At 68.5% G+C, this 22710-nt stretch carries 18 protein-coding genes; 13 read left to right on the forward strand and 5 right to left on the reverse strand.

What is annotated here, in order from left to right; all coding sequences use genetic code 11:
- Nucleotides 1–6 precede the first annotated feature (6 nt).
- Both K6V06_RS07715 and K6V06_RS07720 read left to right on the forward strand, forming a co-directional pair.
- Entirely contained in the window at nucleotides 7–1224 is a 1218-nt protein-coding gene (locus K6V06_RS07715) for an osmoprotectant NAGGN system M42 family peptidase (protein WP_222241763.1), read from the forward strand.
- A gap of 96 nt (nucleotides 1225–1320) precedes the next feature.
- Nucleotides 1321–2205, forward strand: a complete 885-nt coding sequence (locus tag K6V06_RS07720; protein ID WP_222241765.1) for a mechanosensitive ion channel family protein — start codon at nucleotides 1321–1323, stop codon at nucleotides 2203–2205.
- Between the two features lie 331 nt (nucleotides 2206–2536).
- Here the strand turns inward: K6V06_RS07720 and edd are convergent, their stop codons facing one another.
- Nucleotides 2537–4435 (reverse strand): phosphogluconate dehydratase, encoded by a 1899-nt coding sequence (gene edd, locus K6V06_RS07725; protein ID WP_222241767.1) that lies wholly within the window; start codon nucleotides 4433–4435, stop codon nucleotides 2537–2539.
- 204 nt (nucleotides 4436–4639) lie between these two features.
- Between edd and zwf the strand changes: the two genes are divergently transcribed.
- From zwf to K6V06_RS07750, 5 genes are read left to right on the forward strand one after another with little or no spacing between them, the layout of a single operon-like run.
- Nucleotides 4640–6085 (forward strand): glucose-6-phosphate dehydrogenase, encoded by a 1446-nt coding sequence (gene zwf, locus K6V06_RS07730; protein WP_222242018.1) that lies wholly within the window; start codon nucleotides 4640–4642, stop codon nucleotides 6083–6085.
- A 40-nt stretch (nucleotides 6086–6125) separates the two neighbouring features.
- Entirely contained in the window at nucleotides 6126–6806 is a 681-nt protein-coding gene (pgl, locus tag K6V06_RS07735; RefSeq protein ID WP_222241769.1) for a 6-phosphogluconolactonase, read from the forward strand.
- A gap of 30 nt (nucleotides 6807–6836) precedes the next feature.
- Complete coding sequence (locus K6V06_RS07740) at nucleotides 6837–7823, forward strand: glucokinase (protein ID WP_222241771.1); 987 nt, start codon at nucleotides 6837–6839, stop codon at nucleotides 7821–7823.
- A 30-nt stretch (nucleotides 7824–7853) separates the two neighbouring features.
- Nucleotides 7854–8561 (forward strand): response regulator transcription factor, encoded by a 708-nt coding sequence (locus K6V06_RS07745; RefSeq protein ID WP_222241773.1) that lies wholly within the window; start codon nucleotides 7854–7856, stop codon nucleotides 8559–8561.
- Nucleotides 8561–9982, forward strand: a complete 1422-nt coding sequence (locus K6V06_RS07750; protein ID WP_222242020.1) for a HAMP domain-containing sensor histidine kinase — start codon at nucleotides 8561–8563, stop codon at nucleotides 9980–9982. Before K6V06_RS07745 ends, K6V06_RS07750 begins: the two co-directional genes overlap by 1 nt.
- On the opposite strand, the gene K6V06_RS07755 is transcribed toward K6V06_RS07750, so the two are convergent.
- From K6V06_RS07755 to K6V06_RS07765, 3 genes are all read right to left on the reverse strand, one after another.
- Complete coding sequence (locus K6V06_RS07755) at nucleotides 9979–10914, reverse strand: 2-hydroxyacid dehydrogenase (protein ID WP_222241775.1); 936 nt, start codon at nucleotides 10912–10914, stop codon at nucleotides 9979–9981. The genes K6V06_RS07750 and K6V06_RS07755 overlap by 4 nt on opposite strands.
- Before the next feature lie 483 nt (nucleotides 10915–11397).
- Nucleotides 11398–12807 (reverse strand): class II fumarate hydratase, encoded by a 1410-nt coding sequence (gene fumC / locus K6V06_RS07760; RefSeq protein WP_222241777.1) that lies wholly within the window; start codon nucleotides 12805–12807, stop codon nucleotides 11398–11400.
- Between the two features lie 162 nt (nucleotides 12808–12969).
- Complete coding sequence (locus K6V06_RS07765) at nucleotides 12970–15078, reverse strand: diguanylate cyclase domain-containing protein (RefSeq protein ID WP_222241787.1); 2109 nt, start codon at nucleotides 15076–15078, stop codon at nucleotides 12970–12972.
- Between the two features lie 307 nt (nucleotides 15079–15385).
- On the opposite strand from K6V06_RS07765, the gene K6V06_RS07770 reads away from it, so the two are divergent.
- Together K6V06_RS07770 and K6V06_RS07775 are read left to right on the forward strand one after the other, a co-directional pair.
- Nucleotides 15386–16261 (forward strand): EAL domain-containing protein, encoded by an 876-nt coding sequence (locus K6V06_RS07770; RefSeq protein WP_222241789.1) that lies wholly within the window; start codon nucleotides 15386–15388, stop codon nucleotides 16259–16261.
- A 356-nt stretch (nucleotides 16262–16617) separates the two neighbouring features.
- Nucleotides 16618–17529 carry a DMT family transporter gene (locus K6V06_RS07775; RefSeq protein ID WP_222241791.1) on the forward strand — a complete coding sequence of 304 codons (912 nt, stop codon included), beginning with the start codon at nucleotides 16618–16620 and terminating at the stop codon, nucleotides 17527–17529.
- A gap of 39 nt (nucleotides 17530–17568) precedes the next feature.
- On the opposite strand, the gene K6V06_RS07780 is transcribed toward K6V06_RS07775, so the two are convergent.
- Nucleotides 17569–17832: a hypothetical protein gene (locus K6V06_RS07780; RefSeq protein WP_222241793.1), complete on the reverse strand. Its 264-nt coding sequence runs from the start codon at nucleotides 17830–17832 to the stop codon at nucleotides 17569–17571.
- 676 nt (nucleotides 17833–18508) lie between these two features.
- On the opposite strand from K6V06_RS07780, the gene K6V06_RS07785 reads away from it, so the two are divergent.
- The 4 genes from K6V06_RS07785 (at nucleotide 18509) to K6V06_RS07800 (ending at nucleotide 22689) form a co-directional block, all read left to right on the forward strand.
- Complete coding sequence (locus tag K6V06_RS07785; protein WP_222241795.1) at nucleotides 18509–19690, forward strand: CaiB/BaiF CoA-transferase family protein; 1182 nt, start codon at nucleotides 18509–18511, stop codon at nucleotides 19688–19690.
- Nucleotides 19687–20508: a CoA ester lyase gene (locus K6V06_RS07790; protein ID WP_222241797.1), complete on the forward strand. Its 822-nt coding sequence runs from the start codon at nucleotides 19687–19689 to the stop codon at nucleotides 20506–20508. Before K6V06_RS07785 ends, K6V06_RS07790 begins: the two co-directional genes overlap by 4 nt.
- 111 nt (nucleotides 20509–20619) lie before the next feature.
- Nucleotides 20620–21498: a MaoC family dehydratase N-terminal domain-containing protein gene (locus tag K6V06_RS07795; RefSeq protein WP_255581688.1), complete on the forward strand. Its 879-nt coding sequence runs from the start codon at nucleotides 20620–20622 to the stop codon at nucleotides 21496–21498.
- Between the two features lie 33 nt (nucleotides 21499–21531).
- Nucleotides 21532–22689: an acyl-CoA dehydrogenase family protein gene (locus K6V06_RS07800; protein ID WP_222242024.1), complete on the forward strand. Its 1158-nt coding sequence runs from the start codon at nucleotides 21532–21534 to the stop codon at nucleotides 22687–22689.
- Nucleotides 22690–22710: the final 21 nt, after the last annotated feature.

The raw sequence follows: 22710 nt of genomic DNA on the forward strand, positions 1-22710 counted from the left end.
AAATGAATGGAGAAGCTGGACATCGACGCCCGCTATTTGCAGACGGTCCTGCTGGAGCTGCTGGCGATCCCCAGCCCGGCCGGTCTGACTGACGAGATCGTTCACTACACCGCGCATGTGCTGGAAAGCCTCGATATTCCCTATCAGCTGACCCGCCGCGGCACCATCCGCGCGACGCTGCGCGGCGACAGCGCACATAGCGGCATGGGCCCGGACTGCGCGATCGTCGCGCACCTGGACACGCTGGGGGCAATGGTCCGTGAGATCAAGCCAAATGGGCGGCTGTCGCTGTCCTCGATCGGCACCTGGTCCAGCCGCTGGGCCGAGGGCGGTCGCGTCACGCTGTTCACCGAGCGCGGCCGCTACCGGGGCTCGGTGTTGCCGCTGCTAGCCTCCGGTCATGTTTACAACGAGGCGATCGACACCCAGCCGATCAACTGGGACCAGCTGGAATTGCGCATCGACGAGCCGGTACACACGCGCGAGGATGTGGCCAGGCTGGGCATCCAGATCGGCGACTTCGTCGCCTTCGACGCCAATCCGGAAATCCTCGACAACGGCTATATCGTCTCGCGGCATCTGGACAACAAGGCCGGTGTCGCGGCGGTGCTGGCCGCGCTCAAGGCGGTGCGCGAGAGCGGTGTCTCGGTGCCGATGGACTGCCACGCGGTCTTCACGCTGACCGAAGAGGTGGGCTCTGGCGCGCGCGCGGTGATCGAGGACGATGTCAGCGAGGTGATCGGCATCGACATCGGTCCGGTCGCGCCGGGCCAGGGCGCGAAGGAGCAGGGCGTAACCATTCCGATGATGGATTCGGCCGGGCCGCATGACTACCATCTGACCCGCCGCCTGCTGCGCCTGTGCGAGGAGTATGGCATTCCGAGCCACCGCGACGTCTTTCGCTTCTACCATTCCGATGCCGGCGCGGCGGTGAGTGCGGGCCACGACGTGCGCACCGCGCTGCTATGCTTCGGCGCCGATGCGTCGCATGGCTATGAGCGCACCCGGCTCGACGTGCTGGTCAATCTTGCCGAACTGCTGTCGTTGTATATTCAGAGCGGGCCCACCATGCCCGAGGACCGCCAGCGGCGCATGGGCTCCGCGGCCGGCTTCTCGCATCAACTGGCGCCACGCCAGCTGGTGCGCAAGGAGACCCCGCTGCCGGACGCCGGCGAGCTGGTCCACACGCGGCGCGATACCAAGCCGCCCTCATCGTCGTCCTAGCGACCGCGCGCGCCTGGCTCGCGCCGGTCCCCGGCGACGCATCACCCCGCACCGCAATCGCGGTGCGCATTTTTTTGAATCACGGAGAGCCGACGCATGGATTTTGCTTTTATTGACCCGGACAAGCTGGAGGCCACCTGGGCCTGGCTGCTGCAATTCGCCGTGCGGCAGGGCCTGAACGTGCTCGCCGCCTGCGCGATTCTGTTCGTGGGCTGGTGGCTGAGCGCGCGGGCGCGCAATGCGGTGCTGAGCGCGTTCGATCGCCCGCATGTCGATGCGACCCTGCGTCCGATGCTGGCCAGCGCCGCGCAATGGGCTATCCGCGGCGTCACGGTCGTGCTGGTGCTGTCGCAGTTCGGCGTGCAGACCGCCAGCATCATCGCGATGCTGGGCGCGGCGGGCCTGGCGGTCGGTCTGGCGTTGCAAGGCACGCTGCAAAACATCGCCGCGGGCATCATGCTGGTGATCCAGCGCCCCTACCGGGTCGGCCAGTACATCGATGCCCAGGGCATCGCCGGCACCGTGCGCGAGACCGGGCTCTTCATGACCGAGCTGACCACCTTCGACGGGGTTTGCCTGCGCGTGCCGAACAGCAAGATCTGGGGCAGCGCGATCACCAACTATAGCGAGAACCCGACCCGGCGCCTCGATATCGAGGTCACGGTGCCGTTTGGTGCCGACGTCGCCGCCTCGCTGCAGGCATTGCGCGGCATGCTGGCGAGCGAATCGCGCGTGTTGTCGGACCCGCCGGCCGAGGCGATGGCGGTGAACTTCACCAGTGAAGGCGTGACGCTGAACGTGCGCTGCTGGACCACCAACAACGACTACTGGAACGTGCGCTACGCCTTCTACGAGCGGATCAAGCGCGAGCTCAATGCGATCGGCGTGGGCATTGCGGTGCCGGTGCAGGAACTGCGCGTGGGCGACAAGGGGCAGGCGGCCATCCGCATCGATGGGGAAGCGCATCGGTCGTTGAACTGACGAGGGTGGTGAGGGCGGCGGCGTTGCTGGCGCTTGCTGGCCCTCGCTGGCCCTCGCTGGCCCTCTCCCCCGACCCCTCTCCCGCAAGCGGGAGAGGGGAGCAAACCGACAGCGCCTGGACCACCTCGGGTCTTCTCCCCTCTCCCGCCCAGCGGGGGAGGGGAGCAAACCGACAGCGCCTGGACCACCTCGGGTGTTCTCCCCTCTCCCGCCCAGCGGGGGAGGGGAGCAAACCGACAGCGCCTGGAACACCTCGGGTGTTCTCCCCTCTCCCGCCCAGCGGGAGAGGGGTCGGGGGAGAGGGCAGCAGACCACCGGCCCATTCCCCGCCTTACCCCGCCGCCGTCTCCCTCCCCTTGGCATCCGCCGCAAGCGGCTCGCCCGCGGAAGCGGCGGTCTCGTCGGCCGTGCCTTCCTCGTCGAACAGGCTGCAGGCGCCGGCCTCCGCCGTCGTGACATGGCGGCGGAAATTGCCGAACAGCTCCCGGCCGATGCCGTGGCGGTAGCCATTCAGGTCCGGCACTTCGATCGTTCTGGCCGCCCATTCCTCATCTGGCACCAGCACCGTCAGCACGCCTGCCGGGGCGTCGACACGCACCATGTCCCCGTCGCGGATCTTGCCGATGGCGCCTCCCTTCAGCGCCTCGGGACAGACGTGAATCGCCGCCGGAACCTTGCCTGACGCGCCCGACATGCGGCCGTCGGTCACCAGCGCGACATGAAAGCCCTGGTTCTGCAGCACCGTCAGCGTCGGCGTCAGCTTGTGCAGCTCGGGCATGCCGCAGGCCGCCGGGCCCTGCCAGGGCAGTACCGCGACGAAATCGCGTTCCAGTTCTCCGCGCTTGAAGGCGGCCAGCAAATCGTCCTGGCGCAGGAACACGCGCGCGGGCGCTTCGACGACCTGATGCTCGCGCTTGACCGCCGAGGTCTTGATCACCGCGCGCCCGAGATTGCCGTCCAGCACCTTGATGCCGCCGTCCGGCGCGAACGGCTCGCCCTTGCCGCGCACGATGCCCGGGTCCAGCGTGTCGTCCGGTCCGTCGATCCATGTCAGCTTGCCGTCGCGCAGCGCCGGCTCGCGGGTGTAGTCCTCCAGGCCCGTTCCCACCACCGTGGTGACATCGTTGTTCAGCAGGTCGCGCGCCAGCAGGCTGCGCACGATCACCGCCATGCCGCCGGCGGCCTGAAAGCCGTTGATGTCAGCTTCACCGTTGGGGTAGACGCGCGCCAGCAATGGCACGACGGCGGAGAGCTCGTCGAAGTCGTCCCAGGTCAGCAGGATGCCGGCCGCGCGCGCCATGGCGATCAGATGCATGGTGTGGTTGGTGGAGCCGCCGGTGGCCAGCAGCCCGACGATGCCGTTGACGAAGGCGCGCTCGTCCAGCACCTTGCTGATCGGCGTATACCGCGCGCCCTTGTGCGTCAGCGTCAGGGCATGGCGGGCGCATTCGCGCGTGACCGCCTCGCGCAGCTCGGTGCCCGGATTGATGAAGGCGGTGCCCGGCAGATGCAACCCCATGATCTCCATCAGCATCTGGTTGGAGTTGGCCGTGCCGTAGAAGGTGCAGGTGCCGGGCCCGTGATAGGAGCGGCTTTCGGCTTCGAGCAGGGCGTCGCGGCCGATCTTGCCCTGCGCGTACAGCTGCCGCACCCTTGCCTTTTCCTCGTTGGGCAGCCCGGTCGGCATCGGGCCGCCGGGAACAAAGACGGCCGGCAGATGGCCGAAGGTGAGGGCGCCCATCACCAGACCGGGCACGATCTTGTCGCAGATGCCCAGGTAGAGGGCGCCGTCGAACATCTGGTGCGACAGCGCGACGGCGGTGGCCATCGCAATCACGTCGCGCGAGAACAGCGACAGTTCCATGCCCTCCATGCCTTGCGTGACACCGTCGCACATGGCCGGCACGCCGCCGGCGAACTGCGCGGTGCCGCCGGCCTCGAGCGCGGCCTGCTTGATCCAGGCGGGGAAGTGCAGGTACGGCTGGTGGGCCGACAGCATGTCGTTGTAGGCAGAGACGATGGCCAGGTTGGGGCGTTCCTCGACCTTGAGCCGGATCTTGGCTTCGTCCGGCATGGCGGCGACGCCGTGTGCAAGGTTGGTGCAGGACAGGTGCGCCCGCTCGACCTTGTCGCCGGCGCGCGCCTCGGTGCGGGCCAGATAGGCCGAGCGGGTTCGCGCGCTGCGCGCGACGATACGCGCGGTGACCTGCTCGAGTACGGGATGAGGCATGGTGAATCTCCAGTGGGGTTCTGGTATCGATGGCAGCGCGATCCGGGCTCCTGGGCGGCCCGGGCCGGCTTTCAGCCTAGCGCAGAATGGCCTGCCGCGCACCCGCGGCGTGGCTCGCCATGCGCCCGGGACTCACGTAAACTGCCCGGGAGCGCTGGCCGCCGGCCATCGGAGCAACAGGAAAACAAGGAGTGCAGGGTGAGCATGCCCGATTTCGACATGGTGCTGTTCGGCGGCACCGGTGACCTGGCCCGACGCAAGCTGCTTCCGGCCTTGTTCGACGCCCATCGCGCCGGGCAGTTGCATCCCGCGGCGCGCATCATCGCGACGGGTAGCCATCCGATGTCCACCGAGGACTATGTGGCCTCGCTGGAGCAAGGCACGCGGGCGCGGGCGGAAGGGGCGACGCCGCAGTCGTGGGCCGAGTTCATTTCGCGCATCAGCTACGTGCAGGCCGACGCGAATGTGCCGGCTCACTTCGACGTGCTTGCCGAGCGAGTGCATGCCCGCTCCCCCGAGGTGCTGGTCTGCTACCTGGCCACCGCGCCGCATATCTTCGTCCCCATCTGCGAACAACTGGCGCGCACCGGACTGAACCATCCGAACGTGCGCATCGTGCTGGAGAAACCGCTGGGGCACGACCTGGAGTCGTCCGATGCGATCAACTCCGCGGTGGCGCGCTATTTCGGCGAGGAGCAGATCTACCGCATCGATCACTACCTGGGCAAGGAGTCGGTGCAGAACCTGATGGCGATCCGCTTCGGCAATGCGCTGTTCGAGCCCCTGTGGCGCCGCGAGTGGGTCCAGGACGTGCAGATCACCATTGCGGAGGAGCTGGGCGTGGAGTCGCGCGGCGACTTCTACGACCGCACCGGCGCGCTGCGCGACATGGTGCAGAACCACCTGCTGCAACTGCTGTGCATGGTCGCGATGGAGCCGCCGGCCAGCTTGTCCGAGGACGCGATCCGGGACGAGAAGATCAAGATCCTGAAGGCGCTCAAGCCGATCACGCCACAGGAAGTCGCGGAAAAGACCGTGCGTGGACAGTATCGCGCCGGCGCGGTGGGCGGCCAGCCGGTGCCGGGTTATCTGGAGGAGAAGGGCATCGCCCCGGACAGCCGCACCGAGACCTTCGTCGCCATCAAGGCCGAGATCGCCAACTGGCGCTGGGCCGGCGTGCCCTTCTACCTGCGCACCGGCAAGCGGATGCAGTCGCGCGTGGCCGAGATCGTGATCCACTTCCGCGACGTGCCGCACGCGATCTTTCCGCGCCCCGTCACGGTGATGCCGCAGAACCGGCTGGTGATCCGGCTGCAGCCCGAGGAGAGCATCCGGCTGTATTTCCTCGTCAAGCAGCCGGGCGACACCGTGGCGCTGACGCCGACCTCGCTCGACCTGGACTTCGGCAACTCGTTCAAGGGCCGCCGTGCGGGTGCCTATGAACGGCTGCTGCTTGACGTGATCCGCGGCAAGCTGGGGCTGTTCGTGCGCCGCGACGAGCAGGCGCAGGCCTGGCGCTGGGTCGAGCCGATCCTCGATACCTGGGCCGAGGGCGGGTCTCCCAGGCCGTACACTGCGGGAACATGGGGCCCCGCGGCATCGACCGCGCTGCTCTCGCGCGACGATGCGCTGTGGTACGAGGAGATCTAGCGAGGGCCTGCCCTCTCCATCCGTCCAAGTGAGTTTGCCGATGCGACGCTTCGAATATCCCACGGCAATCGACCAGGCCGAGGCCCTGGCGACGGCCGTTGCCCATGCCCTGGACACGCTGTTGGCCGAGCGCGGCAGCGCGGTGCTGGCGGTCTCCGGCGGACGCTCGCCGATCCCGATGTTCGAGCGGCTGCGCTATCGGCCGCTGCGATGGGATGCCATTACGGTGACGCTGGTCGACGAGCGCGTGGTGCCGCCGGAGCACGAGGACAGCAACGCGCGGCTGGTGCGCGAGCATCTGCTGCGCGACGCCGCGGCGGCGGCGGGTTTCGTGCCGCTGATCCAGGACGCGCAGGAGGCGGCGGCACCCGAGCAGGCGCTGCGCCGGCTGGCCAGCGGCTACCGGCAGGCGGATGTCGCCGTGCTGGGCATGGGCGAGGACGGTCATACCGCCTCGCTGTTCGCCGACGCGCCCGAGCTGGGCGACGCGCTGGCGCAAGCGGCGCCCGGGTACCTGGTGACCCACCCCGGGCAGGCGCCCCATGCGCGCGTCACGCTGAACCTGGCTGCGCTGCTGGCCACGGAACGGGTATTCCTGGCCTTTGCCGGCCCGGCCAAGGCGGCCGTGTTCGAGCAGGCCATCGCGACGCCCACGCCCGCGCTGCCAGTCGGGCTGATCGCCGGCCGGCACCGGCACGGCTTTGATGTCTATAGCGCCTGACAACCCGCTGACACGCTCCAGATCCGATCGATGACAGACTATCCCCGCCTGCTCGCCGATGTCGGCGGCACCAATGTCCGCTTCGCCCTGCAGCACGGACCAGCACAGTTCGGCGACGTGACGGCACTGAAGGTGGCCGACTTCCCCTCGCTGGAAGACGCGATGCGGCACTACCTGTCGCAGCTTCCCGGACCGGCACCGCGCCATGCCGCGATCGGGCTTGCCAACCCCGTTACGGGCGATCACGTCAAGCTGACCAACCACGCCTGGGCCTTCTCGATCGAAGGCATGCGGCAATCGCTCGGCCTGCGCACGCTGCTCGCGCTCAACGACTTCACCTCGCTGGCGCTGGCGCTGCCCTACCTGCGGACCGATGAACTGGCGCCGCTGCGCGAAGGGCAGGCCATCCACGGTGCGCCGCTGGCACTGCTCGGTCCCGGCACGGGATTGGGCGTATCGGGACTGGTGCCCGGCCGGGGCGGCGCGGCGCCCATCGCGCTGGCAGGCGAGGGCGGACATATCGAGCTGATGCCGCAGACCGACGACGAGTGGCTGGCATGGCGCGCGGCCCGGCGCGAGCATGGCCGTGTCTCCGCGGAGCGGCTGCTGTCAGGTGCGGGGCTGACCTGCATCCACGCCGCGCTCCTCGCAGAAATGGGTACGCAAGCGGATACGCCCACGTCCGCCCGGCTCAGTCCTGCCGAGGTGGCCGAAGGCGCGGTGCGCGGCGGCGATCCCGTGTGCAGGCGCGCGTTCGAAGCGTTCTGCGGACTGCTCGGCAGCATGGCGGGCAATCTTGCCCTGGTGCTGGGCGCGCGCGGCGGCGTCTATATCGGGGGCGGCATCGTGCCGCGCTATGTCGACGCAGTGCGGGCGTCCTCCTTCGCGCAGCGCTTCGTCGACAAGGGCCGCATGCGCGAGTATCTGGAACCGGTGCCGGTGCATGTCATCACGGCCAGCCACCCCGCGCTGCCGGGGCTGGCCCATGCGCTGCACGAGGCAATTGGCGATGCGTGAGGCGGCACGCCCGCGCAGCAAGGAGTGGCGATGCGCGTTCTGCTGATCGAGGATGACGCCATGATCGGCGAGTCGGTGCGCCTGGGGCTGCGCCAGGAGAACTTCGCCGTGGACTGGGTACGGGACGGCGAGGCGGGCCTGGCGGCTGCCCGGATGCCGGAGCACGACATCGTGCTGCTGGACCTGGGGCTGCCGCGGCGCTCGGGGCTGGACGTGCTGGCGGGCCTGCGCGGAGGTGGCAGCCGTACGCCGGTGCTGATCCTGACCGCGCGCGATGCGGTGTCCGACCGCGTCGCCGGGCTGAACGCCGGCGCGGACGATTACCTGGTCAAGCCCTTCGATCTGCAGGAACTCATTGCACGCATCCACGCGCTGGCCCGTCGTGCGCAAGGCCGGGCCGAGCCACTGGTGCGCTATGGCGCGGTATGCCTGAATCCCGCCACCCGAGATGTCACGCTGGACGGTCAGCCGGTGCGGCTGTCGGCCCGCGAGTACGCACTGCTGGCCGCGCTGCTGTCGCGGCCCGGGCAGGTCTGGTCGGTCGCGCAGTTGCAGGAGAAGCTGTATGGCTGGGATGACGAGGTGGGCAGCAATACCGTCGAGGTCTACGTGCACGGCCTGCGCAAGAAGCTCGGCTCGGGCCTGATCCGCAATATCCGCGGGGTCGGCTATGTGTGCCCGCGCCTGGACGGTGCGGGCGGCGCAGGTGACACCGGTGACGAGGAGGGCCGGGCGTGATGCGTTCGATCCAGCGAACGCTGCTGTGGTGGCTGGCGCTCGGCCTGCTGGCCGGCATCGCGGTGGCAACGGCCCTGATCTACGGCCAGGCGCGCCAGGAAGCCAACGCCCTGTTCGATTACCAGATGAAGCAGATGGCCGCCGCCTTGCCCAGCCAGTTCAGCGGACCGATGCTGCCGCCGCTGCCGCCTCCCGGCACCGCGCTGGACCCGGGGCGCGATTCGCTGTTTGGCTCCGGCGAGGAGGTGGTCATCCATATCTGGGATGGCAACGGGCGCAGCCTCTATCTGTCGCACTCGCGCCCGGCGCTGCCGCCGCGCGCGGAGCTGGGCTTTTCCAATGTGACGACGGACCACGGCGAATTCCGCATCTATAGCGTACAGCTGGGCCCGGCGGTGGTGCAGATCGCGCAACCGTTGAGCGCCCGCAGCGAGGTGGCGGCACGCATGGCGCTGCGCACCGTGGCGCCACTGCTTCTGCTGCTGCCGCTGCTTGGCTGGCTGGTATGGATCGCGGTCGGGCGAGGACTGCGGCCGCTGCGCGAAATCGCCCGGCAGGTCGGCGAGCGCGACGCCAATGCGCTCGCGCCGCTGGCATTGCGCCGCATGCCCGAGGAGATCGCGCCGCTGACGGAGGCGCTGGACAAGCTGCTGGCGCGGCTGGCAAAGGCCATCGAAACGCAGCGCGGCTTCGTCGCCGACGCCGCCCATGCCCTGCGGACCCCGCTGACGGCGCTGCAATTGCAGGCGCAACTGGTGGAGCGCGCCGACTCGGAGCCGGCGCGGCGCGAGGCGCTGGGCCGCCTGCGCGAGGGGCTGGAGCGCCTGACCCATCTGGTCGCGCAATTGCTGACGCTGGCGCGGCAGGAGCCAAACGCGGCGCCCGTGGCGCAACGGGTGTTGGATCTGCAGCCGCTGTGCGCGGCGACCGTGGCCGAGATGAGCCAGGCGGCGCTGGACGCGGGCATCGACCTCGGACTGGAAGCGGCGGTGCCGCCCGGCAGCGATCGTGCCGAGGGCGTCTATCTGGTGCGGGGAGATGGCGACGCCCTGCGCATCCTGCTGACGAACCTGATCGACAACGCGCTGCGCTACACAGCGTCTGGCGCGAGGGTGGATGTCCGGCTCGGGTTTGCTGATGTCGGCTCGCGGCACGGCCAGGGGCAGGGGCCTGGCGTGGTGCTGACCGTCGCGGACAATGGGCCCGGCATTCCGGCGGACCAGCGCGAGCGCGTGCTGGACCGCTTCTATCGCCCGCCCGATGCGCCCAGTGGCGGCAGCGGCCTGGGGCTGGCCATCGTCGCCGAGATTGCGCAGGCGCATGGCGCCGCCATTTCACTGGAAGACAATGCGCCCGGTTTGCGCGTGCGCATCGTCTTTCCTGCCGCGAGCGTACCCGTTTCTGCGGACGAGGCGGCCTAGCCGACCGGGGTTTGCACCGGCTCGCCGGCGAAGTGACGGCGTGCGTTCTCCAGGAACAGCCGCACCGTCGCATCGATGGCCTCGGGAGACCAGCCGGCGACATGCGGCGTCAGCACGAGGTTGGGGCAGTCAAGCAGTTCCAGCGGCGGGGCCGGTTCCGATTCGTAGACATCCAGGCCGGCACCGCCGATCGCACCGGTGCGCAGCGCCACCGCGAGCGCCGCGGTGTCGATCACGCTGCCGCGCGCGATATTGACGATGAAGCCCTGCGGTCCCAGCGCCGCCAGCACTGCGGCATCGACCATATGGCGGGTACCGGCGCCGCCCGGCGTGGCGACGATCAGGAAGTCGCTCCACTGTGCAAGCGACAGGGCGTCCTCGAAGTAGCGATACGACACATCGGTGCGGGCACTGCGGCTGTGATAGCCGATCTCCAGGTCGAAGGCCGCCGCGCGCGCCGCGATGCGCCGGCCGATCGTGCCAAGACCCAGCACGCCGAGGCGCTTGCCGGCGATGCCCGGGCGCAGCGGCAGCGCGGTGCGCCACTGGCCCGCGCGGGTGGCGCGGTCCAGATCCGGCAGCGCGCGCACGGCGCCGAGCAGCAGCGCCATCGCGTGATCGGCCACGGCGCTGTCGTTGGTGCCCGCGCCATTGGCGACGACGATGCCGCGCGCGCGCGCATGCTGCACGTCGATATTCTCGTACCCGGCGCCCAGCGCGCACACCAGTTCGAGCGCCGGCATCGCGTCCATTTCCGCCGCGGTCAGGCCGATGCTGCCGATGGTCAGCACGGCGCGAATGGCGGCGCCGTCGGACGCGATGCGCGCGGCGCGTTGCGCGTCGTCGGGCGCGTACAGCACGTCGTAATGCTCGGCAATCTGGGCGAGGTGGGGTTCGGAGACGGGATTGAGGATCAGCAGCTTGGGCGTCATGGTGCGGTAGGAAACAGCGAGGCCGGTATGGCCGGGCCTGGTCAGAGGCAGGAACGTTGTTCAGGGTCGGTGTGCGACCGTGGGTGACATTGTAGGGGTGCGCGGCGCGTGCGGTTGCGGCGTTGGGGCGTACGCAGAAACGGGTACGCCTGGCAGAGGCAGTGTCCGGATTTTGGGATGGCGGGGGCTGGAGTGCCCTCTCCCCCGGCCCCTCTCCGCCGGCCCCTCTCCCCCAGGCGGGCGAGGGGAAAAGACCGGCGGTGGTCATCACCCTGGTGGTTTGCTCCCCTCTCCCGCGGGGCGGGAGAGGGGCCGGGGGAGAGGGCAGCCACGCGAGAACCCACCAATCCCGCACGCAGAAACGGGTACGCCTATGCCCAACCCTGTCCCGCCTCCGTCACGCAGAAACGGGTACGCAAACGATGGACTGCCCGCAGAAACGGGTACGCGCCGTCCCCGCCGGCCGTGCCAATCCAGTCCCCGCTAGATCTCCCGCGTCATCCCCCGCAGGTCGATCCACTGCGCAAACTGCTCCTCGGTCAGGTGTCCCGATTCGATCGAGGCCTCACGCAGCGAGAGGTTGCGGCGAACCGCCAGCTTGGCGATCTCGGCGGCCTTGTCGTAGCCGATATGGGGATTGAGTGCGGTGACCGGCATCAGCGAGCGCTCCAGCAGTTCGGCGATGCGGTCCCGATCGGCCTGCACGCCCGCCACCATATGCTCGGCGAAGCTGGCGGAGGCGTCGGCCAGCAGGGTCACCGATTGCAGCAGGCTGTAGGCGATCACCGGTTTGTAGGCATTGAGCTCGAGCGTGCCCAGGCCATTGGCGAGCGTGATGGCGGTATGGTTGCCGATCACCCGGCAGCACACCATGGCGAGCGCTTCGGCCTGGGTCGGGTTGACCTTGCCCGGCATGATCGACGATCCCGGTTCGTTGGCCGGCAGTTGCAGCTCGGCAAAGCCGGCGCGCGGGCCCGAGCCGAGCAGCATGAAGTCGCGGGCGATCTTCAGGAACGACGAGGCGGTGGTGTTCAGCGCGCCGGACAGGTCGGCCAGCGCGTCGTGCGCGGCCTGCAACGCATAGCGGTTCGGCGCCGGCTCGAAGGGCAGCCCGGTGTAGTCGGCCAGCGCCCGTGCGAAGGCGGTGGCAAAGCCGGCCGGGGCGTTCAGCCCGGTGCCGACCGCAGTGCCGCCCTGGGGTACGGGCATGGCGCGCAGCACGGCCTGCTGTACCCGGACCTGGGCATGGGCCACCTGTGCCTGGTAGCCGGAAAACTCCTGGCCCAGCGTCAGCGGTACCGCATCCTGCAGGTGGGTGCGGCCCACCTTGACGATATCGGCGAACTCCTCGACCTTGGCACCCAGCGCCTTCTGCAGCGTCTCCAGCGCGGGCAGCAGTTCGCGCTGCACGGCGCGCGCGGCGGCGATATGCATCGCGGTGGGGAAGCTGTCGTTGGAGGACTGGCTGGCGTTGACGTGATCGTTCGGATGAACCGGCGTCTTGCTGCCGACGGTGCCGCCCAGCATCTGGATGGCGCGGTTGGCGATCACCTCGTTCAGGTTCATGTTGGTCTGCGTGCCCGAGCCGGTCTGCCAGACCGACAGCGGAAACTCCTGCGGCCAGCGGCCCTCGATGATCTCCTGCGCGGCCTGCTCGATGGCGCCTGCGATCCGCTCGTCCAGCACCTTCAGCTCCCGATTGGCACGGGCCGCGCACAGCTTGAGCACCGCGAAGGCTTCGATCAGCCCGGGCGGCATCTTTTCGCTGCCGATGCGGAAGTTCTGCCGGGACCGCTCGGTCTGCGCGCCCCACAGGTGATCGGCGGGGACCGGGACTTCCCCCAGGCTGTCTTTCTCGATGCGGGTCGCGGTGTCAGGCTGGGTGTCAGGCATGGCAAGCTCCAGAGGTTGCGTCCGGCGTACCGCGCCAGGGGGCAGGCGCCACCGGACAGATCGGCAAGTTCACAAGAATACGCCGGGCGGTGCGCCGGCGCATGCTCGGGGCGGATGTCCCTGCCAGGCGGCGGGGCTTGGGGCGGCATCGCCCCCCGCGGGCTAGGCGCTCTTGTCCAGGCCGCTGTCCATCACCGCTTCGGCCCACTCCATCTCGAAGCGTGCCCGGCCGCGGGCCTTGGCGCGGTACAGCAGCGCATCGGCGCAGCGCGTCAGATCGCGCGGGCTCAGCGCACGGCCGCGGACCAGCGCGATGCCGATGCTCGCGCCGACTTCGAGCCGCGCACCATCGATCAGGAACGGCTCCGCGACCGCGCGCAGGACCGCTTCGGCAATGCGCCGCGGCACCTCCGGTCCCGCCACGTCCTCGGCGATGATGGCAAATTCGTCGCCGCCGAGGCGGCAGACCGCGTCGTGCTCGCGCACGCAGCCATGCAGCCGGCGGGCAAAGATTTGCAGCAGCTGGTCGCCGGCGTCATGGCCGTGCGAGTCGTTGACGGCCTTGAAGCGGTCCAGGTCCAGATAGCAAAGCGCCAGCAACCGGTTGCTCTCGCCGCTGTCGCGCACGGCCTGGGCAAGACGGGCCTCGAAACCGTTTCGATTGAGCAGTTGCGTCAGGTGGTCCAGCTGGGACAGGCGAGCGAGGCGGTTCGCCTCGAGCCGGCGAGCGGTCACGTCTTGCACATGGATATGGACGCCGACGACCTGCGAGCCCTCGGCGTTCCATTCCGGACGAAAGGTCGTCTCGACGCAGTGGTATTCGGGCTGCTCGAATTCGGTCTCGAAGGTGCTGACCTTGCCCTCGTACGCCTGCTCGAGATAGGGTCGGATGCGCTCGAATTGCTCGTCGCCCAGCAGCTCGCGCATGGTCATGCCGTGCAGCTGGGCGACGGGAAGGCCGAACGCCTTCTCGTAGGCAAGGTTGTTGAAGATATAGCGCCCTTGCAGGTCCACCGAGGCCAGCAGCGACGGCAGCGTGTCGGTGACTGCGCGCAGCCGCTGTTCACTGCGGTATAGCTGTTCCCTGCGCTCGGCCAGCGCGCGCATCAGCCGGGCGAAGGCGCGGGACAGCACACCGATCTCGTCGCGGCGGCCAGGCGAGAGGCGCTCGTAGGCAGCGGGATCGCGCACACTTTGCTGTACCACTGCACGCAGGCGCGTGAGCGGCGACAGCAGATGCCAGACCATCAGCCAGTTCAGCGCGACAAAGATGGCGACCGCGATCCCCGACAGACGAAGCAGGCGCCGCTGCATGGCGCGCAGGGGCTGGAAGGCTTCGTCGGCGGGCAACACCCCGACCAGTTCCCAACCGGTGCTGGGCATCAGGTATCGGGCGATCACCGGTTCTGTCGGGGTGAGGAACTCGAAGCGGCTGCTCTTGGCCGTCGCGCCGCAGGTCTCGCCGACCGCCCTGGCGGGCTGCCCGATGCGCGACTGGTCGTGGTGCTGTACATAGACCGGATGCTCGCCGGTGGAAACCAGGCAGTAGTAGCCGGTGGCCCCTACCGGGGAATGCGCGATCTCGGTCAGGAAATTGCCATCCGCGAGGTCGATCCAGCCATTGACCAGCCCGAGAAAGCTGCTGTCCTTCGACAGGATCGGCACCGCGAAGACGATCCCGGTCGAACCGTCCTCCCGCGAGCGCAGCGGCGACGTGATGACTGGCTGGCGGGAGCGGACCGCCTCGCGGAAGTAGGCGCGGTCCGCCACCTGGATGGTGCCGCCGCTTGTCAGCAGCTCGCCATGCTGGTTGACCACCACCACCCGGCTGAAGCTCTGCGGAATTGGCACGCTCTGCTGCAGGATTGCCATCAGGTCGGCGTGCGAGGCGTCCATCTGCCCGGCCAGCCGGGGGGCGGCGTGTTCGAGGAACAGCATCCGTCCCTCGATGGCAGTGTCCATCTGCAGCGCGGTCAGCTTGACCACCGAATCCTGCTGTTCCTGAAGCGCCGCGCGCAGATCGCCGTGCACGGCGTGCAGCGACGCAAGCACGATGCCCGCGCCCAGCACGGCGGCGAACGCGGTGGTGCGAACGGCGATCCGGGCTTTCAGCGACAGGACCGACTTGCGCTCGCCGTGGCGCTTGCCGGCGGCGACGGGATCGAGTGCCGGCTCGATGTCTTCGGTGCTCTGGCGGCGAGCAGCGCGGCGTTCGGCGCCATGCTGTCCGTCAGGCGCGGTGTTGAACCGGCGAGGTGGGCGAGAGGACATGCTGGAAACGGGAAACGACCTCATCGCGAGGTTGTGTCGTCACCCTAACATACTATTTGGATAGTCTCTGTCAGTGAGAGGGATACGCCGCTTCTGCGCCGCATTGTCTGTGCGATTACCGTTGCCCCGCGGCGTGCAGCGCCGCGCAAGACCGAGCGGGGGTATCACGGCGACGGGGTATATTGGAGGGACGCGTGGAAAGTGCGGTTTGCCGGGCCCGGGAAGCGGACTGCACGTGTGTCTTGTTCCACCCCACTTCGCGCCGCGACGCCGCCTCATGACAACCCCGCCGACTTCCGACTTGCCAATGGCCGACGCCGAGGACGAGACCATCGCCTCTGGACTGGATCGGGCGCTGCAGGGCGGTGGCGGGCTCTCGCTGCGCTACCAGCCGATCCTGCGTACGTCCGACCGGCAGATGCTGGGGGTGGAAGCGCTGCTGTCGTGGGAGACCCCGGAGGGCCGGGTGATGGACCCGCATGCCTTCATCCCCGTCGCCGAGCGCCGCGGGCTGGCCGTACCGCTGGGCGAATGGGTGCTGGCGACGGCGTGCGCCCAGATCCAGGCGCTGAACCGGCGGCATGGGCTGCGCTTGTCGTTGAACATCAATGTCTCGCCATTGCACCTGATGCAGGACGGCTTCGTCGGCTGGCTGACCGACACGCTGCACCGCACCGGACTGGCCGCCCACTGCCTGACCATCGAGGTGACCGAGGGATGCCGTCTCGAAGTCGGTCCGGCGGCGGTGGCGAGACTGCAGCAATTGCGGCAACTCGGCATCGACATTGCCCTGGACGACTTCGGCACCGGGTATTCCGGCCTGCATTACCTCGCCCGGCTGCCCGTGGACAAGCTCAAGATCGATCAATCCTTCATCGCCGGGATCGGGCATGGCGAGGAGGACGTTGCCTCATTGCCCCGGGCGCCGCGTCCTCGGCCGGCACCGGACGACGAACTGCGGCATGCCGTCGGGACGAGCCGGATTGTCATCGCGAGCATGATCGAGATGGCGCACCGTCTGTCGCTGCAGGTGGTGGCCGAAGGCGTCGAGCGGGAAGCGCAGCTGGCCTTTCTGCAGCAACAGGGTTGCGACGCCGTGCAGGGCTTTCTGTTCGCCAGCGGCCTGGATCTGCCGCGCCTCGCTGCTTTCTGCAGCGGCGTGGCCAGGATGCCCGCCACGTGAGCCGCGATGCCGTTCCCTGGGAAGAGGCGGCCCGCAGAAACGGGTACGCCAGGCAGAAGGCGCCGGGGGGGAGAAAAAAAGAAGCCGCCAGTTGCCTGGCGGCTCGTCGGGAATGCGTCGGAGGGGTCAATTAACTCTGGCGCAGGACAGAGTTTAGGATTGTCTATATCCGTTGTCATCCTCTTTTAGATCACCTCCAACTTCTGGAGGGGGACCATGTGGTCTTTATGCCACAACAGGTCCGGACCGGATAAGGCTTCCGCCGCCATGCGTCGAGGCGAAAGTCCGAAAATCGCCAGCCGTTCGCCGGCGCTGGCGTTGTAATCGCCATCCCGCCCCGTTCTCGTCCCTGTTCCATGAAACCGTCCGACCTTGCCCGCCTGCTCACCCTGGCCGCCATCTGGGGCGCGAGCTTCCTCTTTATCCGCGTCGGCGCGCCGGTGCTGGGGCCGCTGACCGCTGCCTTCGTGCGTGTGCTGATCGGCGGACTCGCTCTTGCCGCGATCCTGGCCGCGCTGCGCGTGTCATGGCAGATGCAGGGCAAGTGGCGAGCCACCATGGCGCTGGGCGTGATCAACTCCGGCATCCCGTTCGTGATGTACTCCGTGGCGGCGCTCTGGTTGCCCGCCGGCTACTCGGCGGTCTTCAACGCGATGACACCGCTGATGGGCGTGCTGATTGGCGCGCTGTGCTTCGGCGAGCGGCTTACCTTGCCAAAGGCGGGAGGCGTCGTGCTGGGGGTGGCAGGCGTGGCGGTGCTCACCCGCACCGGGCCGGTCGCCTTCAGCAGTCAAGTCCTGCTTGGCGCGCTGGCGTGCCTGGCGGCTACCGCCTGCTACGGGCTGGCCGGCTTCCTGGCCCGGCGCTGGATCACGGAGCAGGGCGGCCTGGACGCGCGGCTGGTTGCCGGCGGCAGCATGGTCGGCGCGGCGCTGTTCCTGCTGCCGTTCAGTGTCGGCGCCCTGTCGATGAACAACACACTGCCCGATGCGACGCCGTCGGTGTGGGCCGCGATGGCGGCGCTGGGCGTGGTGTGCACCGCGCTCGCCTACATCCTGTACTTCCGGCTGCTGGCGGATATCGGGCCGGTGCGCACACTGACCGTGACCTTCCTGATCCCGCCCTTCGGCATCGTCTGGGGAGCGCTGTTTCTGGGCGAGTCGCTGTCGTGGGCACATGCCGCCGGTGGCGCGCTGATTGGCGCGGCGGTCTGGATGGTCCTGCGGCCGGCCGCGCCTCGCGCCGCAGCGCTGCCGGAGCGGTCCTGATCGCGGGGCCTGCCGTGGTGAGAGGGTAGGGCGCGGGGCTCAGCTGGCCGTGCGCAGCGAGGCTCCGACGTTGTAACGCTCGCGCACCAGCGTGATGACGCGTCGCGCCGCGCGCAACTCCCCGCGGACGCCCTCGGCGTCGCGGCCGGGAATATCGACCTCGGCGCTCCAGTTGCAACCGGTATGGTCCGGCCGATGCACGCAGACGGCATGCAGGCGGCAGTCCCGGCAATCCGGCTGCTGACGCAGCGTTTGCACGAGGATGGACTTCAGTTCGCTCAGGGATGTTGGCAGGCGTTGCATCGGGATCGCTCCATTGCAGCGTGCCCCGGGCCCGACGCGCACGAAGCGTGGCGCCGTGCGTCGTCTGCTGGCGTGCCGGGGCGGCCCGGCTGCGCATGGTGCCGGCGTTGCCGGGAGGAGAGCGCCGTGCCGGCGGGCGGCACAGCGCGCAGGAATAAAAAGGTGGCTTTGCTTGCCACGTCAGGTTGGTGACCGATTCAGCGGGGTCTGGTGGCTTCCCCGGTCCCTGTCGTGGCTGGCTACTGCCAAACGCTCCGCGGTACGGAGCGGTCCCCACAAAAGACGGTGTGCGGAACGCCGGGAAGGCGTCACGCGAGAAATCTGGTCGGCACGCTGTTGCACATCATCCCGTGCCACTGCGTCGGCGCCCCTCCAGCCGGAACCTTGTTCTCGGTGCTGTCGGTGCCGAAGCAGTGATGCCATAGTAAATGAGAATCGATCTCATTACAAGCGTCCATGTGCGCAATCTCACAATTTTTTACGTCTGCCACCGGCCTGCGGCAGGACGGCAGGTTTCGGAGGACCCGAACGTCCGGTTCGTGAAATCGAGATTGTCGGGGTGCTGCCCGGCTGGGACACTTGGTGCGCAAGGCCGGCGATGACGGCCGGCTACCAGGCGAGGCCGCGTTTCGAAAACGGTCCTCGCGACCTGCACACTTTCTGCAAGCGATTCTCTATGCGTCCCCTTGATGGCATTACCGTGGTTTCCCTCGAGCATGCGATCGCCGCGCCGTTCTGCACGCGGCAGCTCGCCGACCTTGGTGCGCGCGTCATCAAGATCGAGCGGCCCGGGAGCGGCGACTTCGCGCGCGGCTACGACGACCGCGTCGCGGGGATGTCGTCGCATTTCACCTGGACCAACCGTTCCAAGGAGAGCCTGGCGCTGGACCTGAAGCATGGCGAGGCGCCGGCGATCCTGCAGAAGATCCTTGCCGAGGCCGATGTGCTGGTGCAGAACCTCGCCCCCGGCGCGGCCGACCGGCTCGGCCTGTCCTATGCGGCGTTGTCCGAGCGCTATCCGCGGCTGATCGTCTGCGACATCTCCGGCTATGGCAACGACGGCCCGTACCGCGACCGCAAGGCCTACGACCTGCTGATCCAGGCGGAGTCGGGCTTCATCTCCATCACCGGCACCGAGGACTCGCCGTCCAAGGCCGGTTGCTCCATCGCCGATATCGCCGCCGGCATGTACGCCTACAGCAATGTGCTGGCCGCCCTGCTGCAGCGGGGCAAGACCGGCCGCGGCGCGCATATCGACGTGTCGATGCTCGAGAGCATGGTCGAATGGATGGGCTATCCGATGTACTACGCCTACGATGGCGCGACGCCGCCCCCGCGAGCCGGGGCGTCCCACGCCACCATCTATCCCTACGGCCCCTTCCAGGCAGGCGACGGCAAGACGGTGATCTTCGGCCTGCAGAACGAGCGCGAGTGGGACGTGTTCTGCCGCGTCGTGCTGGAGCGGCCGGAGCTGGCCGCCGACGAGCGCTTTGCCGGCAACGCCATGCGCGCCCGCCATCGCGACGCGCTTGCGCGGATCATTGCCGACGCGTTCGCGTCGTTGACCGTCGAACAGGTCATCGAGCGCCTGGAGTGCGGGCAGATCGCCAACGGCCGCATGAACGAGATGGCCGACGTGTGGGCACATCCTCAACTGGAGGCGCGCCAGCGCTGGACCGAAGTGCGCTCGCCGGTCGGGCCGATTCCCGCGCTGCTCCCGCCCGGGCGTTCCAACGCATTCACGCCGCGGATGGACCCGGTGCCGGCGCTGGGCGAGCACGGCGCCGCGATCCTCGCCGAGCTCGGCTATGCGCAAGCCGATATCGCTCGCCTGAAGACGGAAGGGGCGATCGGATGACCGGCGCCACGCTGCCCCGCTCCTATCTGTTCGTGCCGGCGGACAGGCCGGAGCGCTTCGCCAAGGCGCACGCCAGCGGCGCCGACATGGTGATCCTGGATCTGGAGGACGCGGTCGCACCCGCCGACAAGGAGCGCGCGCGCGCCCTGCTGGACGACTATCTCGCGGCCGGCGGCAGCGGCATGGTCCGGGTCAACGGCACGCAGACCCGCTGGTTCGAGGACGACCTGCGGGTGTGCCGGCATCCCGGCGTGCACGGCGTGATCCTGCCCAAGGCCGAGGCGAAGGAGCAGATTGCGCAGACCCGCGCGCGCCTGCCCGAGCGCGCGGCCCTATTGCCGCTGATCGAGACCGCGGCCGGCATGACCCGAGCGGCGGAAGTGGCGGCGGCGCCCGGCGTGCAGCGGCTGGTGTTCGGTACGGTGGACTTTCGTACCGAACTGGCTATCGAGGGCGACGACCTTGAACTGCTGACCTTCCGCTCGCTGCTCGTGCTCGCCTCTCGCACCGCTGGCATCGGCGCGCCGGTGGATGGCGTCACGGTCGCGATCGCGGACGTGGAAGAACTGCGCGCCGCCAGTTGGCGCGGGCGCCGCCTCGGCTTCGGCGCGAAGCTGTGCATCCATCCGTCGCAGGTGCCGCATGTCAATGACGCTTACCGGCCGGCGCCGGCGCAGCTGGCCTGGGCGCGCCGGGTACTGGAGCAGGCGCGGGTGGAGAGCGGCGCCTTTCAGCTCGATGGGGAGATGGTCGATGCGCCGGTCATCGCCCGCGCTCGCGCGTTGCTCGAACAGGTGGGCGAGCGCGGCTCGGCCTAGGCGTGGCGGCCTTGCGTTCCAACCCGCGAAAAGTCGCGTGCCGATCTTCCAGATTGGAGGCGCGGGAGCGCGTATGCATGGTAGCGACAACCAACACATCAGGAAGATGGCATGGACACCAGTGGCATGGATATCAACGGCATGGACATCGCGACATTGCAGCAGTGGATCGGCAGGACCGAGCAGGCCGAGGACGACATCACGGCCTATCCGGTCAAGGCCCTGGCCGCGACCCTGGACCAGGAGGCGCCCGCCGCGGCCAAGGGCGATCCGCTGGCGCCGCTGCGCCACTGGCTCTATTTCCTGCCGCTGCACCGGCGCTCGGATCTCGGCCCGGACGGCCACGCCAGCCGTGGCGGCTTCCTGCCGCCGATACCGTTGCCCCGTCGCATGTGGGCGGGCGGCCGGCTCTCGTTCCACCAGCCCCTGCGTATTGGCGACACCGCAACGAGGGAGTCGCGCATTCTTGACGTGCGGGCGAAAACCGGCCGCACTGGCGCGCTTGCCTTTGTCACTGTCGAGCATCGCTTCTCGGGCCCCGGCGGTCTGGCCTTGACCGAAGAGCACGACATCGTCTATCGCGAAAGCGCGGTGCCGGGCGCATCGATGCCCGATCCGGTCGCCGCGCCCACCGACGAGGAGTGGGTGCAGGAAGTGACGACCGACCCGGTACTGCTGTTTCGCTTTTCCGCGCTGACCTTCAACGGTCATCGCATCCACTACGACAAACCGTACGTCACCGAGGCCGAGCACTATCCGGACCTGATCCTGCACGGCCCGCTGCAGGCCATGTTGCTGGTGGACCTGGTGCGTGCCAACTTGCCGCAGGCCACCATCGCGCATTTCTCGTTCCGCGGGGTACGCCCGACCTTCGTGCCGCAGCGCGTCTTCATCTGCGGCAAGCGCAACGAGGATGGCAAGTCCCTCTCCCTGTGGATTCGCCACGAGGACGGCGCGCTGGCCATGTCGGCCAGCGCCGAATTGAACTGATCGTCAGAGAACCGCCAGCTGGAGACCAACGTGTTGAATCGAGTCGACGAGTACCAGGAAATCCGCGAAGCCGTGCGCGATCTGTGTGGACAATTTCCTGCCGAGTATTTCCGCAAGATCGACGAGGAGCGCGGCTACCCCGAGGAATTCGTCAATGCACTGACCTCCGCCGGCTGGCTGGCCGCGCTGATTCCCGAGGAGTACGGCGGCTCCGGCCTGGGCCTGACCCAGGCCTCGGTGATCATGGAGGAGATCAATCGCGCCGGCGGCAATTCCGGCGCGTGCCATGGCCAGATGTACAACATGGGCACGCTGCTGCGTCACGGCTCCGAGCAGCAGAAGCAGCAGTACCTGCCCAGCATCGCCAGCGGCGAACTGCGCCTGCAGTCGATGGCGGTGACCGAGCCCACCACGGGCACCGATACCACGAAGATCAAGACCACCGCGGTGCGGCAGGGCGACCGCTATATCGTCAATGGCCAGAAGGTGTGGATCTCACGGATCCAGCACTCCGACCTGATGATCCTGCTGGCGCGCACCACGCCACTGGCCGAATGCGCGAAGAAGTCGGAGGGGATGTCGATCTTCCTGGTAGACCTGCGCGAGGCGATCGGCCGCGGCCTGACGGTCCGGCCGATTCCCAACATGGTCAACCACGAAACCAACGAGCTGTTCTTCGACAACCTGGAGGTGCCGGCCGAGAACCTGATCGGCGAGGAAGGCAAGGGCTTCAAGTACATCCTCGATGGACTGAACGCCGAGCGCACCCTCATTGCCGCGGAGTGCATCGGCGACGGCTACTGGTTCATCGACAAGGTGACGAAGTACGTCAACGAGCGCGTCGTGTTCGGCCGGCCCATCGGCCAGAACCAGGGCGTGCAGTTTCCGATCGCCCGGGCCTTCGTCAACATCGAGGCGGCCAGCCTGATGCGCTTCAAGGCCGCGGCCCTGTTCGACAGCCATCAGCCTTGCGGTGCGGAGGCCAACATGGCCAAGCTGCTGGCCGCCGACGCGTCGTGGGAAGCGGCCAACGCCTGCCTGCAGTATCACGGCGGCTTCGGCTTCGCCGCCGAGTACGACGTCGAGCGTAAATTCCGCGAGACGCGCCTGTATCAGGTGGCGCCGATTTCCACCAACCTGATCCTGTCGTACGTCGGCGAGCATCTGCTCGGGATGCCCCGGTCGTTCTGACGGGCGCCGGTGCTCGGCTAC

Source organism: Cupriavidus sp. AU9028, assembly GCF_019795295.1.
Taxonomy (GTDB): Bacteria; Pseudomonadota; Gammaproteobacteria; order Burkholderiales; family Burkholderiaceae; genus Cupriavidus.

What these genes read in the sequence shown, in the direction of transcription:
- K6V06_RS07715 (WP_222241763.1), top strand. Translation starts at nt 7, where the DNA reads ATGGAGAAGCTGGACATCGACGCCCGCTATTTGCAGACGGTCCTGCTG.
- K6V06_RS07720 (WP_222241765.1), top strand. Translation starts at nt 1,321, where the DNA reads ATGGATTTTGCTTTTATTGACCCGGACAAGCTGGAGGCCACCTGGGCC.
- edd (WP_222241767.1), bottom strand. Translation starts at nt 4,435, where the DNA reads ATGCCTCATCCCGTACTCGAGCAGGTCACCGCGCGTATCGTCGCGCGC.
- zwf (WP_222242018.1), top strand. Translation starts at nt 4,640, where the DNA reads ATGCCCGATTTCGACATGGTGCTGTTCGGCGGCACCGGTGACCTGGCC.
- pgl (WP_222241769.1), top strand. Translation starts at nt 6,126, where the DNA reads ATGCGACGCTTCGAATATCCCACGGCAATCGACCAGGCCGAGGCCCTG.
- K6V06_RS07740 (WP_222241771.1), top strand. Translation starts at nt 6,837, where the DNA reads ATGACAGACTATCCCCGCCTGCTCGCCGATGTCGGCGGCACCAATGTC.
- K6V06_RS07745 (WP_222241773.1), top strand. Translation starts at nt 7,854, where the DNA reads ATGCGCGTTCTGCTGATCGAGGATGACGCCATGATCGGCGAGTCGGTG.
- K6V06_RS07750 (WP_222242020.1), top strand. Translation starts at nt 8,561, where the DNA reads ATGCGTTCGATCCAGCGAACGCTGCTGTGGTGGCTGGCGCTCGGCCTG.
- K6V06_RS07755 (WP_222241775.1), bottom strand. Translation starts at nt 10,914, where the DNA reads ATGACGCCCAAGCTGCTGATCCTCAATCCCGTCTCCGAACCCCACCTC.
- fumC (WP_222241777.1), bottom strand. Translation starts at nt 12,807, where the DNA reads ATGCCTGACACCCAGCCTGACACCGCGACCCGCATCGAGAAAGACAGC.
- K6V06_RS07765 (WP_222241787.1), bottom strand. Translation starts at nt 15,078, where the DNA reads ATGTCCTCTCGCCCACCTCGCCGGTTCAACACCGCGCCTGACGGACAG.
- K6V06_RS07770 (WP_222241789.1), top strand. Translation starts at nt 15,386, where the DNA reads ATGGCCGACGCCGAGGACGAGACCATCGCCTCTGGACTGGATCGGGCG.
- K6V06_RS07775 (WP_222241791.1), top strand. Translation starts at nt 16,618, where the DNA reads ATGAAACCGTCCGACCTTGCCCGCCTGCTCACCCTGGCCGCCATCTGG.
- K6V06_RS07780 (WP_222241793.1), bottom strand. Translation starts at nt 17,832, where the DNA reads ATGCAACGCCTGCCAACATCCCTGAGCGAACTGAAGTCCATCCTCGTG.
- K6V06_RS07785 (WP_222241795.1), top strand. Translation starts at nt 18,509, where the DNA reads ATGCGTCCCCTTGATGGCATTACCGTGGTTTCCCTCGAGCATGCGATC.
- K6V06_RS07790 (WP_222241797.1), top strand. Translation starts at nt 19,687, where the DNA reads ATGACCGGCGCCACGCTGCCCCGCTCCTATCTGTTCGTGCCGGCGGAC.
- K6V06_RS07795 (WP_255581688.1), top strand. Translation starts at nt 20,620, where the DNA reads ATGGACACCAGTGGCATGGATATCAACGGCATGGACATCGCGACATTG.